This window comes from Micromonospora sp. NPDC007220, assembly GCF_040634035.1.
Classification (GTDB): Bacteria; Actinomycetota; Actinomycetes; order Mycobacteriales; family Micromonosporaceae; genus Micromonospora; species Micromonospora reichwaldensis.
The window spans coordinates 207,315-223,019 of record NZ_JBEYEU010000006.1 but is presented as its reverse complement, the minus strand read 5'-3'; the positions used below and the strand labels follow the sequence as shown (position 1 = coordinate 223,019).

Below are 15,705 nucleotides of genomic sequence, written 5' to 3'. Positions count from 1 at the left end.
CCAGGGGTTGTGGCAGGGGAGCACGGCGCTGGCGAACGGTGCCGACCACACCGTCTCCGGCAACACGCTCACGCTCACCCCGGCCGCGCTCACCCGGCTGGCCGGCAACCGGGCGTACGGCGTCAACGCCAGCATCGAGGCCCGCTTCTCGGCGGGCGTGCCGTGGCGGATCGACGTCGTCACCTCCGACCCGCCGACCCAGGCTGCCGCGACGGGGACGACGCAGTCGTTCGCCGTCCCGACCCAGTTCCGCGGCGACCAACTGCCGCCATGGAGGCGAAGTACGCCGACGGCAGTCCCGCCGGACCGGCGGACTGGACCCCGTACGAGGAGTTCTGGCAGCACTTCCAGCCCGACTACGCCGCGTCGACGATCCTTCTCAAGCCCGAGTTCTTCGCCGAGGTCGACGATGGCGCCGTCACCCTCACGTTCCACTTCTGGAGCGGCGCGCGGACCACGTACCGCATCACCAAGACCGGCACCACGGTGACCGGCAGCACCCCCTGACGTCCGGCGGCGCCGCGGCCGGGCACGCCGCGGCGCCGCCGCCATCCTCATGACGCTCGTCGTGGCGATCTTCATCGGCGGCCTCATCCCACTCTCATCGTCGCTTCCGCCCTCGGTGACCACGCCCGCTGGCCGGCGGCGCGACGGAGTGCCCAGCCGCCCGCCGTCGTGCCCGCGTCAGCGAGGCTTTCGCCGGCGTGCGGCAACAGGCGGCGGGGTTGCCCGGACCGGGCCGGACTCGGTCGTGCTCACGTCGGCAGCGAGCTGATGGGCGGCAACCCGGTGCGGGAACCCGGGGACCGACAACTCCCTCGTTGCCAAACAGGCAGTTATGGCTGATCATGGCCTTGATCACTCGTCGACCGCTGGCAGCGGCTCCTTCCAGCCCTCGGGTTCGACCTCTTCGTGATGTCGGAGCCAAGGAGGAACCGAGTCCTTCCACTCCGTCGACAGCCACCTTCGACCAGGCGACCCGTTCCCGGTCGCTGTCAACTCCTGCACGCCGATCACCGCTTGCTGCGCCAGTTGGAGGCAGACCATGCCCTGCTCCTGTCAGCCTGGACGGCCGACGCCGAGCCGCTCCTGCCACGGCACGCCGCACCACCTGCGCGTCGCGACCAGGGCAGGGGGCGCCTGATGGGCTCCACCGGCCCGGTGTTCCTTTCCGACCCCGCCGCGGACTACCTGAGGGCGGTCGGAGCCGGCAAGCTGCCGGCCGACCTGCCAGCCGATCACGCGGTCGCGGTGCTGGGGCCGGAACTCGCGGCGCGGACCTTCCCGCGCCCGATGTTCGTCGCGGAGCGTGAGATCGCTTCGTTCTACGCCGACTTCGAGGTGTTGCTCGATGTCGTCGGCAGACTGCCCGATCTTCTCGCGGGCGGCAGCCTGGCCGCGTTCGGCGCGCTGACCGACGCGCCGGCGGCGATCCGCCCGATGCTCGTCGACACCGACCTGCCACGCCTCGTCCGGTACGGCCGCGCCGACCTGATCCACGACGGCACCGGCTTCAAGGTGATCGAGCTGGGTTTGAGCACCGCGGTCGGCGGGGTGCGGCGGGCACCTCTGGCTGCCGCGATCCTGGCCGACCCACGATTCAGTTCCTTCGCCGAGCGCCACGGACTACGTCACCTCGATTCCGTCACCGGCCTGGTCGACGTGTTGGACGCAGCGGCGCCGGAGCAGGAAGCCGGCAGGCCTGGCGAGCTCAGGGAGGTGCTGATGGTCGAGGCGACCGGCGCACTCGCGGAGTGGGCCGCCGCATGGCAGCCGATGGCCGAGCGGATCGAGACGCGCCCCTTCCGGACTCGGCTGGCAGAAATCGCCGATCTGTCGAAACCCGACGGGACCATCGCCGACGGTGTCGCCGGAGCCAGCGCGATCCTGCGGCTGTTCAACCTGGAGGAACTCGCCGCCGAGCCGGAACCGGCGATCGCCTGGCGGCGGCTGCACCCCGCAGCGGACGACACCATGCCGCCGGTGGTCACCGTACCGGCGCATGACGTGTTCAACAGCAAGTCCTGCCTCGCCCTGGTGCAGCTGCCCGCGGTGCAGGGCGCGCTGACCGAGGCCGAACGCGCTGCGTTGCGCCGGATCCTGCCCCAGGCGACCCGCATCGACGCGTCGTACGACCTGACCGGTCTGATCCGCGACAGGTCCGACAACATCCTCAAACCGACCACGCTGGCCCGGGGGGAGGGCACGGTGGCCGGCTGGACGGTTGACGACACGACGTGGCGCGCCGCGCTCACCACGGCGGCCAGGGACGGCAGGTACATCGTGCAGCGGCGGGTGGTGCCCCGGATCGAACCGGGCTACGACGAGCAGGGCGGCCCGGTGCGAGACTGGCACGCGGTGTGGGGGCTGCACTACGGACCGGCCGGGCTCACCGGTCTCACCTCCCGACTGGTCAGGGACCCGAGCACCGTCATCCGCGGCACCACCGAACGAGGCACCCTGCTCGCGCCGGTGCTCCTCAACTCCGGCTCTCAACCGCCGAGCGGTGACCGCCGTGGGACAGCCACCGCTGGAAGCTGACTCCCGCCGTTGTCGGGCCGCTGGCCGAGGCGCTGTCCGACGAGGACAGGGCCGGAGCGGCGGCGCTGGGCGTCCTCACGAGCGCTCGCTCCGGACGACGCCCTCCTGTTCGGCGATGAGCTCACAGACGTCCGCGACAGTCGGATTGCGGAAGAAGTCACGGAGCCTCAGGTCGACCGCCAATTCGACGTTGATCCTCGTCACGACCTCAGCCGCGAGCAGCGAGTGGCCACCGACGTCGAAGAAGTCGTCCGTCACCGAAACGGTATCGATGTCGAGACACTCGGCGAACAGGGCGCACATCGACTCCTCCAGCGACTTCCGCGCAAGTTGGTCCATGGGCATCAGATTCTCCAGAAGAAGTAGAAGGGACAAACTCGGACTCTGCCCGGCTGCTCGCCGCTGAGGCCACCACGCGGGCGGGCAGTCACCGAAGAGAAACGCACTCCACCCTGCCCGCTGAAGACATCGCCTTCCCGTTCACCATGCTCCGGACGGCCGAACTCAGCGCGCGAACCTCTTCTGCAGCAGTCCCGCACAGGCCGTCCGGTCGGTCTTGCCGCGATCGTTCACCGGAAGGCCGTCCAAGGCCGCGATGCGCGTAGGGATCATGTAGTCGGGCAGGTGGGGGCGAAGCAGTTTGCGTAGTTCACGTCCTGACGGAACGTCACCGGTGCAGGCGGCGGCGAGCTCGAGTTGCCCGTCCAGGTGCGCGACCGCGTGGACGATCGCGTCATCGACTCCTGCCCACATTCGCATGGCGCTTTCTATCTCGGGTAGCTCAATCCGGTATCCACGGATCTTGACCTGGTGGTCCAGGCGACCCAGGTGAACGAGGATTCCATTTTCGAGGGCGATCCGGTCGCCGGTGCGGTACCACGCCTCAGGCCCTGGTTCGGGGCGGTCGGACCCGGGTTGAGGAAGGGCGGGTTCGATGAACCGTCCCTCGTTGTCCTTGGCGTCGTGATAGCCGTGGAACCGCTGGGAGCCCCGCACCTGCAGCTCGCCGGATTCTGGATCGATCTGAAAGTCCAGATGCGGGTACACCGCGCCGATCGGCACTGTTCCGTTGGATGTCGCCGGCCAGGCGCCGCGTTCCTTCGGTAGGCGATATGACGTCATCGCAACCGTGAGCTCGGTCGGCCCGTAGAGGTTCTCCAACGTGCTGTTCGGCGCCGCCTCGGCCCATGCCTGCGCCTGGTTGAGCGTGAGCTGCTCCCCGCAGAACAGGCTCCAGCGCAGCGACGGCATGCATCCCGGAGACAGCAGCCGCGCTCGGGTGGCCATGGAAACCAGAGAGGGTACGCAGAACCAGTGCGTCAACCGGTGCTTGTTGACGAACTCGACCGGATCGTAGAGGTCGTCGGCCGACGGCACCACCAGAGCGGCACCGGATCCCCAGGTGACGAACATGTCGAAGACCGACAGGTCGAACGTCAGGCTGAACATCTGCGAGTGTCGGCAGCCTGGTTCCATCCCGTAGCGGGCGACGTTGAGATCGATGAACGGGTCCACGTTGCCGTGCCTGATCGGCACGCCCTTGGGCTGGCCCGTCGAGCCCGAGGTGAACAGCAGATAGGCGAGGTCGTCAGGATTGCCCGTCCAGTCGGGAAAGCTGTCCCGCGATGCCGATCCGGCAGTGGTGTCCGATGCCGACGGCGATTCGACGCGTACGACACGGGCCGGGAGCGCGTCCAGGAGTGCGGCGTCCGCCGTGTCGTCGGCGACGACGAAGTCCAGGCCGGCCGAGCGGGCGACCACGGCCAGGCGATCGGCAGGATGGGCAGGGTCGAGCGGCACGACGACACCGCCGATCCGCAGCCCCGCGAGGTAGGCCGCGTAGGTCTCGACGGTACGCGTGGACAGCAGGCCGATTCGCGGCCGGTCGACGCCCTCGGCGAGCAGGCGGTGGCCGATGCTGCGGGAGATCCCGTCGAGCTCGGCATAGCTGAACTGCTGTCCGTCGGCGATCAGCGCGGGCTCGTCTGGATACTTCTCGACGCTCCGGATGAACCAGTCATGCAGCATACGTTTCCTCCGGATCAGCTCCCTGGGTTGCCGAATCAACCACAGTCGGCGCAAAGTCGAAATCCTGCTCGCCCGGCGGCTCAAGGAAGTAGTTGATGTCCGCCATCAGTAGTCGCATCCGGTCGTGATCGGTGACCGTGAGCCACCGGTCATCGAGCAGGCTGCGGTTTCGACGCATGACGTCCTCGGAGAAGGGAAGCCCACCCGCGTCCAGATAGCGGACCGCGCCGGCACGATCCCGACACGGCATGACGTTCGACCTCGCGTGCCTGCTCGCGCTGAAGGGAACGTCCAGGGAGCCGCGTTCGAATGCCGAGGAGATTGCCAGTGGAAGATTGGCGGCGCCGAGCAGTGGACCCACGATCTCATCCACCTCGCGCTCGATCCAGTGTTGCTCCTCCTCCAGGGCGTCCTCGTCGAGCCGGATGGCGCGGACGAATGGGGCGTTCGCGATCCGTGCGAGGCGCATGCCATGAACGTTCGCCGAGGCGTCCGGGATGCCGTAACCCTCCTGGATCGTCTTCGTGACCACCTTCGCCGCGCCGCCGAGCCTCGCGGTCAGGGCTCCCGCGAATATGAGTTGCTCGGCACGGGCGCGGCTCTTCGGAAAGACACCCATGAACTCGTGGAGCACCGGATGGACGTCGACTGACGAGGGTAGGTAGCGGCTCGCGAGAGACCGGATCGCGCGCAGCGCGGCCACATCCTGCACCAGGTTGCCGGCCTGCGGATACGCGATCGACACGCAGGTCACTCCGGCACGGGTGGCCATGACCGCTTCCAACACGCTGATCGCGAGACTGACCGACGGCGGCACGAGCACGCCGGTGAGGCTGCCGAACAGTTCACGGTCGACGACCACGCCCGCCTGAGCCAGCTCGCCGCACCTCGCGTCGATCTCCGCGTACGCGTCCAACGAGGCCGCGAGCGGCACGTCCTTGCAGTACGGCAGGTTGTACGAAATCCCGCCGCCCTCGAAGGACGTTATTCCTGACGCGATCGTGGTTTCGAACAGTCGGTGCGGCAACGGAGAGCCATGGCGTACCTCCAGCGGGGCCGAGACCGCCTGGTTGAGGTCGCGTCCGCGCCGCCAACCATGCGTCACCAACGGGTAGCCGTTCATTTCCTCAGGGGCGTTGGACAACGACGACAGCGCCCTGTCGAACTGGTTGAGCCGCGTGTAGGAGTCGATCGTCAGACTCAGGATGTCGGGGTGGGCGCCTTCTTCGAGGGCGAGCAGCAGGGCGCGCATCTGCTCATGACCGCCGACACCGCATCGCGGCTGAACCGCCACCAGGCCCTGGGCCTGCGCCGCCCTCAGGACATCGGAGACAGTGGGCTTGTCCAGCCCTTTGATGAAGCCGATCGAATCGGCAGCCGATGGAAGCTCATCGGTGTCCATCGGCTGTCTCCTCGATGCGTGGCGCACCCGAGAATGCGGTCACCTCGCCGTCGGGTCGCCCCCGGAGTTGGTCGAGCACCGTGGGGATCGTGGACGGGTCGCGGAGGATGTGATCCACCCCCAGGGCGTAGAGGGCCGCCTCTTGGCTGATGTCGTCGGTCACGGCCACCGACAGGTTGCCCCCGACGATCACCGGGCAGGTGATCGCGCCGCGTTCCTTCGCCGCTGGCAGGTCGGCGAGATCCTGTCGTGCGTGTCCGTTGAGGCTGCCGACGAGCACCGCCTCCGCTTCAGGCCACCGGAGAAGTGCATCGCACATATCGGACACCGTCGTGCAGGCGCCGAGGTTCACCACGTTGAAGCCGCGGGACCTGAGCAAATAGGCTATGAGGTGGTTCGCGACGACGTGGGAATCGCTGGCCGCGACGCACAGGATGACGGTTCGCCTGCCGGGGCGGTAATCGCTTCTCATTCCTGACCGATTTCTATGTATCGAGGGGTCGACCGGTGCATCCGGCTGATTCGAGTCGAACATCGGTGCTGGACGGCAGCACCAAGCTCTATGGCCGTCTACGAGGGGTGGCGCTCCTCCACCAGCTGCACCCCCGAGAGCTGTGCTTTCGGGTCCCGCGCTCCGGCGGTGAGTAGCTGACGGAAGTGCAGAACCAACTCCTGTATCGCATCGCGGTCGAATATCTCGGTAGCGAACTCGGCGCGCAACGACCATCGTGTCGGCGAAACGGGGATCACCTCGACCATCAGGTCAAGCTTGGCAGTTCCGTTGTGAATGGACAGTTGTCGGACCTCCGTGCCGGCGAAGGTTACGGGGGCAGGCGTGACCGATTGAAGTGCGAAGGCGACCTGCGTGAAGGGCTGGCGGCTCCGGTCGCGGGGAGGGCTGAGCTCCTGCACGAGCCGAACGAAAGGCACGTCCGAGTTGCTGAACGCGCCGAGCGCCGATTGCCTCACCCGCTCCATCATCTCCACGAACGTCGGCGCGCCGCCGGTATGGACGCGCAGGACGACCGTGTTCATCAGGAGCCCCACGAGAGACTCCGTACCGGGATGATGGCGGCCCGCGACCGGCACGATCATCGCCACGTCGTCCTGGTCGGCGTATCGTGCCAGCAGTTCCTGGAACGCCGCGGCGACCGCCATGAAGAGCGTGCAGCCGTGATCCTCAGCCGTCGCACGGAGTTGGCCCATGAGGGGACCGGGCAGGTCGACCTCGACCCGATCGCCGCTCACCGGTCGCTGTTTCGGGCGCGGCCTGTCGGTGGGCAGGTCGAAGGGGACGTAGCCGGCGAGGGCTGAACGCCAGTAGTCCAGCTGGCGCGCCAGCCGTTCGCCGCTGAGCCATCGCTGGTACCACGCCGCGAACTCGGAGTACGTGACGTCGAGCGTCAGCAGTCGTGCCGGCCGTGATTCCACGATGCTGTCGTAGAGCTCGCTCAGCTCCTTGGTGAGGACACCGATCGACCAGTCGTCGCAGATGATGTGGTGCAGGCAGAACAGCAGAACATGCCTGTCAGGGCGAAGCCGAACCAGGCTGCCGCGCAGTAGGGGTGCGCGTTCGAGGTCGAAGGGTGTCCGCGCCACCAGGCGCATCTGCGCCTCCAGCACCGCTGGGTCATTCCCCGTCGCATCGACCTCGTCGAGGCTGACGCTCACGTCGGGATGCACCCGCAGGGTGGAGACGCCACGGCTTTCCGGGAAGGACGTGCGCAACACCTCGTGCCGGCTCACCAGGAGGTGCAACGCCTGGTTCAGCGCGGCCACGTCTATCTGCCCCGTGAGCTCGTACGCCAGGGGAACGTTGTATATCGGTAGTTCGGGATACACCTGGTGCAGGAGCCACTGACCGCTTTGGGTGGGGGACAGGCCGCCGGCCGGCTGGCCTGCCGAATCCTCGGCGGCGACGGCCGGCTGGGCGGGGCTTTCCACCCTTGTCGCCCGCGCCGCCAGTGCTGACAGGACCGGATGGGCAAAGATGTCATCCAACCCGATCCGGACATGCTCCGCCGATTCCAGAAGGTGGACCACGCGCATCGCCGCGAGGGAATCGCCACCAAGCGCGAAGAAGTCGTCTGCGGACTCCACCACGTCCACCCCGAGCACCGTCTGCCACGCCCGCGCAATCCGCTGCTCGTCGACACTGAGGGGGGCGGGTTCGTCGCCGACGCGGTCGGCGTGATCGGCAACCGCCTTCACGTCGATCTTGCCGTTCGGCGTGAGCCGCATCTTCTCCACGATGACGATGCTGGCCGGCACCATGTACGACGGCAGCGCGGCGGCGCACATCTCCTGGAGGTGTCGAGCGGTGACCGGTTCCACCAGCGGGCGAGGCTGCACGTGGGCCACCAGGCGACGCCGTCCGTCCGGACGACCGACCACGCCTACGACGGCCCGATCCACCCCCGGGTGGGTGTGCAGTACGTTCTCCACGTCACCGAGTTCGATCCGATGCCCGTTCACCTTCACCTGACGGTCCCGGCGCCCGACGATCTCCAGCGTCCCGTCCGCGCGGTATCGTCCGAGGTCCCCCGTCCGGTACAGGCGGGCGCCAGGGCGGCCGCCGAGGTGGTCGGGCACGAAGCGCTCAGCGGTGAGACCCGGTGACCTCACGTAGCCGCGGCCGACCCCGGAACCACCGAACACCACTTCGCCGACGACCCCGTACGGGACCGGTTGAAGATTCTCGTCGAGCACGTAGACGTCGATGTTGGGGTTGGGGCGCCCCAGAGGCGTGGTGCCTCGACCGCCTGCGGCGGCAACTGCGGTCGCATCCACGCAGCAACCGCCGACGGTGACCTCCGTGGCGCCGTACTGGCTCAGCACCGTCAGCCCCGCTGCCCGGGCCGCGAGGGACCTGACGACCTCCAGTCGCAGCGGTTCACCGCCGACGAACAGCGTCCTGGTGGCCAGTCCTCCGCCCCGCAGTCGAAGCTGCCCTTCGAGGACTTCGAGGTGCGACGGGGTGAGCCGGACGAAGTCGAAGTCGGCGTCGCCGGTGAGCGCGTCGACCACCTTGTCGATCCTCGCGCCGTCGGGCAGCAACACCACCTCCGCGCCCCTCATGAGGGGTACGAAGATGCACGGCACGGTGAAGTCGAAGCTCAGTCGGCTATGCACCAGGGTGCCCTGCCGATGGCCCGTGGGCAGCACGGAATCAGCCCACAGCAGGTAGTTCACGGCACTTCGGTGCTCGATCATCGAGCCTTTCGGCGTGCCGGTGGAGCCGGAGGTGAAGATGACGTACGCCAGATTGCGTGGGGCGGCGAGGGACTCCGGTCGGTCGCTCGGTTGTGCCCGCAGCTCGGTGGCATGCCGATCGACGTCCAGAACGGGAAGACCAGTCGGCACCAGAAGGTCAGCGGTGTCGGCATCCGTGATGGTCAGGCTGACACCGGCGGCCGCGAGAGTGGTCGCCGTCCGCTCCAGAGGCTGATCGCGGTCCTGCGGTACGTATGCTGCGCCAGCCTTGAGGATCGCCAGGATCGCGACGATCACTCTCGGCTCCCGCCCCAGGAGGATGCCTACCCGGCATTCCGGCCCGATCCCGCGCTGACGGAGCAGCCGAGCGAGTTTGTTGGCCTCACGCTCCAGCTCCCCATAGGTAAGCGTGGATTCACCACACGAGACCGCGAGGGCGTCCGGCACCTGATCCGCCTGCCTCTCGAACAGCTCGTGCAGGCACAGGTCGGGCGTACTGGCTGCCCTGCCCCGGCCCCACTGGCGGGTGATCGTGGCGGTCTCGTCGGACGTCAGCAGGGTGAGAAGACGAGCAGGGGTGTGCGGATCAGCGTATGCGCTGCCCAGGAGAGTCATCAGGTGAGTGACCATGCGGCGGGTGGTGTCGCGGTCGAACAATTCGGGGTCGTAGCTGAGCCGACCGTCGAGACCGGCGGAGGTCGCGGTCATCGTCAGTCTGATCTCCGCCCGGAAGGTGCTCCCATCGGCCACGGGAGACTCCAACGGCTCGCCGTGGACCGTCGTCCCCTCGCCGTACCAGGCAAACACCGCGCGTGCCGTCTGGGTCCGAGATCCGGCTCGGTGTCCGCCGTCGCCCGGTTGTTCTGCCGGATTGCCACGGAGGCACCCGAGCTCGGAGGCGTTTGCTCTGGCCAACGCGTCGAACCCCAGTGGCCCGGGATCGCCGCACTCGACGACGGTGCCTGGCTCCGTGGTGTGCTCGTGCGCCCTGGCTGACCCGACGGGCACACCCATGACACCCATGACGAATCGTCTCTGCCCGCTGTACCGGTGCAGCAGCAGGCGCCATGCGGTCTGGAGAACCACCCACCTGTCGGTCCCGACCCGACCAGCCAATGCGTCGACCTGTTCGGCCATGACTCCGGTGATGGCGAATGGCTCGTCCGCCCTACGGCTACCGGCAGCACGAGTACGCGGCCGGTCGGTTGGCAGTTCGAGGAGTGATTCGTCTCCTGGAACCCGGTCGGCTAACTCGGGCGATTGCTCAGTCACGGCCGCTCCTGTGGCAGAGATGGGTTGCGTTCTCTCCTCTGGCGTGGCGTGGCGTGAAAGGAGAGGGATTGACCAGCAGGAGGAGGGATAACGGAGAGTAGGCAAGGGCGGGGGACGTGAGCCGCGCGGGGAGTGAATGCCGGGCCGGCAGCCCGCTCTAGACGCCACCAGGTCTGCAGGCATCAGCTGAGACCACCCATGCTGACCGTCTGGTCGAGGCCGCCGTCAGGATGGTCTGGAGGGCCACCCCACCCGGGATACCACGGACGGCCGAAGGTAAGACGTCGTGCATGCATCGGCTCCTTGGGGGCAGCGCATAGACAGAGAATTAGTGATACTGTTGCGGAGCGGAATCGAGCGGCCACACGTCTGACGGTGTGCCTTCCGGCCCCTTGCGTCTGAAGACGGACAGATGCATGAATGGCTCCAGCCCTCGTGTGGATGGATGCCCGGGGAAAGGTATGCTGACCCGACGGCTTTCGCCGCGAGTAGGCGAGCGTTCATGTGATCGCAGCAAACAACCTCAAAAAATCAACTCACCATAAGGTGAGCGCCGCATCCGACTGCATGTATTAGTAGTCGGATGCCGCTTTACCATGTATTGCCCTCCTGGTGGGGGATCCTACGCACAGCGAGTGGATCAAAGCAACACCTTCGATCCTCACTTAGGGGTCGGTGGGCGGTGGGCACGCCGCAGGTCGACGCCGGCCTCACCAGGGCCGTCGCCGCGGCCCCCTCACCCTGTCCGTCGCCGTGACGACGACGGCGTCCTGCGCTGCGTCCTCGGCGACGGCACCCAGAGGATCTGCCGATCGCCACCGGTCTCACCATCGGGAAACTGACCTTCTCGTCCGCAACGGCGAGGCGCCTCCGGTCGGCCGCAGAGTGAAGTTGGCGAACTTCACCGGAGCAGAGCCGCGGAACGTTTCGGAGCGCCGCCCGGCGGTCCCGCCGCCCTGAGGTGGGCAGCGGCAGCAAGCTACCGAGGCCAGAAGCACTCATCCGCACATCGGCACGACCGTGCACTGCGCCGGGCGGCAGCCAACGCGCGGACAACGGCAGATCCGGATGCCGGAACACGGCGACTTCAGGCATCCTCTCTGGGTGGATGCCAGCGGGGCCAGGATCGTTCTGGTGGATGATCTGCGTTCCTTCGTGGATGGTCGCAGTGCGGAGGTGGCCCGTAGCAGTGCGGCTGGGGTTCAGCTCCTCGATCGGTACCGGGGGCAGCGGTTGGACGAGTTGTGGCTGGACCATGACCTGGGCGGGGACGACACGATCTGGCCGGTCGTGGAGGTGCTGGAACGGGCCGCCTTCGAGGATCGCCGGTTCGACATCGGTGTCGTCTACGTCCACTCCGCCAACCCGGCTGGTGCCACGAAGATCGTCCAGGTTCTGCGGCGTTGGGGCTACCAGGTCCACGTCGCGTCGGGCTCGACGGACGTCGGCTATCTCGACGGGACCGCCAGCGCGAGCTGACCGGTTGCAAAGCGCCAGAGCGACACAGGCCAGCCGACCTCGCGACTCGCAGCAGAAGCAGATAGCCGACTATCGCGGGACTCGGCGCCCGAAGGACGAGGCGTGCTGGCCAGTTGGCTCTTGAGGGCATGCCGCCGAGTTACCACACTTACTCGCTATGAGTGCTAAGGGGCGTCCGCGTCAGCCGAGCGATGAGGTCGCGGAACGACGCCAGCGACGCGACGTGCGGATTCGCGCGGAACGGATCGAACTCGCGATGGCGGAGATGGACGACAAACCGCCGACCGACGACATCGAGTTCGGGCCCGGCCGCGATACGCGTGTACGGCGCGGAGGACTACCTGGCCTCGGTCGAGGTCGGTGAACCGCCCGCCGGGCCACTCTGGGTGAACTCCGATCGGGCCATCGTTGTCGGCGACTTGATCACGGCATGCCTGGCCCTTCGGCAACCCACCAGCTCGTTGGGACGCCGTGCGGCGATCGGATTGCGGCAGATGAGTGCATCTGCACGACCGGCAAGGGACTCATAATTGCAGGGTGATGGATCACGCGCTGTGAAGGGACGACTGCCGGTTGACTACGAGCGCTGACGAGTTGTTCGCGGCACGGCTCGCCTTCCCGGTGGGCGACCGGGTGCGAGGCACCGTGAGTTCCGTCCCGATGGGCGCGGGAAGAGCAGGGGTTCTGGTAGACCTTGGCCAGCCGCCGCGAGGATGGGTCGACGTCCTACACCTGCCGGATGACCCGACCGACTGGCCTCCGGTCGGCAAGTCCGGGCTCTTCGAGGTAGGGCAACACCGGCCCGGCCAGGTGCGGCTGTTTCCGTTGGACGCCGGGATGCGAGGTCGTGGGGCCCGCCTTTTACGCTGGTCTGGTGAGGAATGGACCGCGATCACCAGACGGTACTCCGAGGGCGAAGTTGTCGTGGCAACGGTAACAGACGTTTTTCCAGCCACCCGTGAGTACACAGTGGTGTTCGACAACTGCTGGTCGGCGGTCGAGTATGAGGACAAGGCCCTGCCGGTCGGCTGGACCGGCCCGTTCCGTGTGACCCGTCTGCTGGAGTGGACTCACCGAATCTTGCTAACGCCGGCAAAGTAACGATCGAATAGATGGACAAAACCAGGCCAATCGGGCCGAGCGTCCCGAGATCCGACGGGCCAGCTTGCTAACGCACTCAACTCGGCATGTCCGCACGATCAGCGGCATGAGCGAATGCCGCGGTCGTCGATCTGCACGTCGCGGACGTCGGTGGCCCCTGGTCCATCTATCAACGACGGCATCAAGCGAGCGCCAGAAGCAGTCACTACGCCTGGCAGGCCCTCGCCGAACCCTGACGGGCCCACCATCGTCTGATGCAGCAAGATGACGAGATGGCCGCCGAGAACACCACCCCAGATCGCATGACCGACGCGGAGATTCGCCAACTCGCCAGGCTGCTCGCACGTTCTTCCCGGACGACGATCATGGATTCTCGGTCGTGATCGCCCCTCGGGCACGTACAGTTGCCCCACGGTAATCAGCGTCAGGCTCGGCCTCGACGCTGATTTTTGTTTTGCGCGGGGTTGCAGGTGAGGGCGAGCCGTAGCTTGCTCTTGTCTCCGCTGTGGGCGTCGTAGGGCGGACGAGCCATTCGCCATCCCCGGGGCCATGGCCGAGCAGGTTGACGCATCGGCGAGTCGGGTCGGGACCGGTTCTCCAGACCGCAGATCAGCTCGCTGCCGTCACCAGCACGACCGAGTCCGGCGCGGTCCGGCCAACCCGGAGCCCTCGACCGGTGTCGCCGGACGCTCCGGCAGCCCTCTGCCGATCGCGTACGCCCGGCGCCGGCGATGCCAGGCGGCGGGATCGATCGGCTGGGCCGGCCGTGATCTGCGCGGTGCCCCCGACCGGCTCCGGATCGCCGAAGACCGCGTCGGCCTGGTCCTCGGCGCACCCGCTGTGTGTGACGCCGCTGGATCACTTCCATGTTGTCCCGGCACTGGCCGAGGACGTCCACGCCACCGGCCCGGTCGGCGGTTTCCACGGCCCGTGCCGTTCGGGCAGATCCCGCCCCGGCGACCCGTCGCCGGGCTCCGCCCGCCGACCGCGAGGTCGGCTCGATCCGTCGTTGGTGACGGAGTGTAATCGATCTTGTGGGCGCTGGAGTGGCCCGCGGCGCGCAGGTGCCTGGTGATCTCGCTCGGCGACCGGGGCTGAGCTGCGAAGCCGTCGGCGTGTCCCAGCAGTCGGACGACTTCGAAGATGAAAGTGCTTCTTGATTCATTCGTAACATGCAGCTCACATTGTGGTGCTTGACACAGCCCGCGGCTGACACCATCATTGGAAACAACCAAGCGCTTGCTAGGTTCTGGGGAGGGGTGGCACCTCATTCCCGGCCGGAGCCTCGTGGGCGCGCGGCAGCCACCGGTCGGCCGTCCGGGCCGGCCGACCGACTTCGACGCGAGACGCACAACTACCTATCACTGACGACCGGCAAGGCAGGGATAGAAGTGGCCGTATCAAGAAGTGGCACCACCGGTCTGGCGACGGGCCTGGTTGCCCTGTTGCTGGCCGTCACCGGCTGTGGTGGAGGCGGCGGCGGCAACGACAAGCCCACCGATGGGACCGCCTCCGGGTCCCCCATCATCATCGGGATGGACGAGGACAGCACCGGTCCGGGCGCGTCCTACAGCACGATCGCCGGCGAGACGATCCGGCTGGCCGTGCAGGACGTCAACGACAAGGGCGGGGTCCTCGGCCGTCCGCTACGCCTGGTCGTCGAGAACGACGAGAGCGATCCGACCAAGGTTCCCGCGGTGCTGCAGAAGCTCGCCGGACAGGGTGCCAAGGCACTGCTGCTGCAGAGCGGCAGCGCGGCGATCATGCAGGCCAAGTCGACGCTGACCCAGCTCGGGTTGCCGGCGATCGCACCGACCGGCGTCACCGCCACGCTGGTCGAGCCGCCCAACAACGAGCTGATCTACATGCTCGCCAACACCACCGCCGACTGGGCCGACGTCTACTGCGGCGCGTTCAAGGCGGCGAACATCAGCAAGCTGGGCGTGTTGACCGACGACACCACCACCATCGCCGCGCTCAACAAGTCGCTGCTGGGCGGGCTCGGCTGCGTCACGGTGGTGGCCACCGAGAAGGGCGCCGCCAACGCCTCCGACCTCTCCGCCCAGGTGGCCCGGCTGAAGAACGCCAACCCGGACGCCGTGCTGGTGACGAGCGTCGGCGGCGCCTTCGAGGTGCTCGCCCAGAACACCCTGGCCCGGCAGTTCTCCGGCAAGCCGCGGTTCTCGCTGGCGTCGATCGGCAACCAGCCCTCCTCCTGGAAACTGGCCAACGCCGGTGCGCTGGAGGGCCTGATCTTCATGGGCTCGATCAACCAGGAGAACCCCCGCACCAAGGCACTCACCGAGCTGCTCAAGAAGAAGCACGGCAAGGACTACGAGGTCACCGCGTACGACGCGCAGGCCTGGGACTCGGTGCAGCTGCTGAAGCTGGCCATCGAGAAGGCCGGCAGCCCGGACGACCCGGCGAAGCTGAACACCGCGATCCAGAGCCTCACCGGCTACTCGGCCAGCTTCGGACAGCCGAACTTCACCCTGTCGTTCTCGGCGACGAAGCATCTCGGCGCGGACGGCCTGTGCGGGCTCTCCCTGATCGAGTTCGGTGCCGACAACAAGCCGAAGGGCCCCTGGTCCACCTTCCAGCCGCCCTGTTCCGGTTGATCCGGTGGAGGGGGCCGGCCGTCGAGGCCGGTCTCCTCCCGCCGTTCCCGA

Annotated in this window: 9 protein-coding genes and 1 pseudogene; 5 read left to right on the top strand and 5 right to left on the bottom strand. The window is 67.5% G+C overall.

What is annotated here, in order from left to right:
* Nucleotides 1-7 precede the first annotated feature (7 nt).
* Nucleotides 8-507: pseudogene (locus ABZ573_RS15165) on the top strand (X2-like carbohydrate binding domain-containing protein).
* 636 nt (nt 508-1,143) lie between these two features.
* Complete coding sequence (locus ABZ573_RS15160; protein WP_151452335.1) at nt 1,144-2,541, top strand: hypothetical protein; 1,398 nt, start codon at nt 1,144-1,146, stop codon at nt 2,539-2,541.
* Nucleotides 2,542-2,616: 75 nt separating this feature from the next.
* Here the strand turns inward: ABZ573_RS15160 and ABZ573_RS15155 are convergent, their stop codons facing one another.
* From ABZ573_RS15155 to ABZ573_RS15135, 5 genes are all read right to left on the bottom strand, one after another.
* Nucleotides 2,617-2,886 (bottom strand): phosphopantetheine-binding protein, encoded by a 270-nt coding sequence (locus ABZ573_RS15155; protein WP_151452334.1) that lies wholly within the window; start codon nt 2,884-2,886, stop codon nt 2,617-2,619.
* 159 nt (nt 2,887-3,045) lie between these two features.
* Nucleotides 3,046-4,569, bottom strand: coding sequence for an AMP-binding protein (locus ABZ573_RS15150; protein WP_358118591.1), 1,524 nt, complete (start codon nt 4,567-4,569; stop codon nt 3,046-3,048).
* Nucleotides 4,559-5,971, bottom strand: coding sequence for a methylaspartate mutase (locus ABZ573_RS15145; RefSeq protein ID WP_151452332.1), 1,413 nt, complete (start codon nt 5,969-5,971; stop codon nt 4,559-4,561). Before ABZ573_RS15145 ends, ABZ573_RS15150 begins: the two co-directional genes overlap by 11 nt.
* Nucleotides 5,958-6,443, bottom strand: a complete 486-nt coding sequence (locus ABZ573_RS15140; RefSeq protein WP_151452331.1) for a cobalamin-dependent protein — start codon at nt 6,441-6,443, stop codon at nt 5,958-5,960. The genes ABZ573_RS15145 and ABZ573_RS15140 overlap by 14 nt, the downstream gene beginning before the upstream one ends.
* A 98-nt stretch (nt 6,444-6,541) precedes the next feature.
* Nucleotides 6,542-10,321 (bottom strand): amino acid adenylation domain-containing protein, encoded by a 3,780-nt coding sequence (locus ABZ573_RS15135; protein ID WP_358118588.1) that lies wholly within the window; start codon nt 10,319-10,321, stop codon nt 6,542-6,544.
* A gap of 1,239 nt (nt 10,322-11,560) precedes the next feature.
* Between ABZ573_RS15135 and ABZ573_RS15130 the strand changes: the two genes are divergently transcribed.
* The 3 genes from ABZ573_RS15130 to ABZ573_RS15120 all read left to right on the top strand — a co-directional run bounded on the left by ABZ573_RS15130 (nt 11,561) and on the right by ABZ573_RS15120 (nt 15,654).
* Complete coding sequence (locus ABZ573_RS15130) at nt 11,561-11,935, top strand: cyclic-phosphate processing receiver domain-containing protein (RefSeq protein ID WP_358118586.1); 375 nt, start codon at nt 11,561-11,563, stop codon at nt 11,933-11,935.
* A 1,355-nt stretch (nt 11,936-13,290) separates the two neighbouring features.
* Complete coding sequence (locus ABZ573_RS15125) at nt 13,291-13,419, top strand: hypothetical protein (RefSeq protein WP_358118584.1); 129 nt, start codon at nt 13,291-13,293, stop codon at nt 13,417-13,419.
* A 789-nt stretch (nt 13,420-14,208) separates the two neighbouring features.
* Nucleotides 14,209-15,654: an ABC transporter substrate-binding protein gene (locus ABZ573_RS15120; RefSeq protein WP_358118582.1), complete on the top strand. Its 1,446-nt coding sequence runs from the start codon at nt 14,209-14,211 to the stop codon at nt 15,652-15,654.
* Nucleotides 15,655-15,705 lie beyond the last annotated feature (51 nt).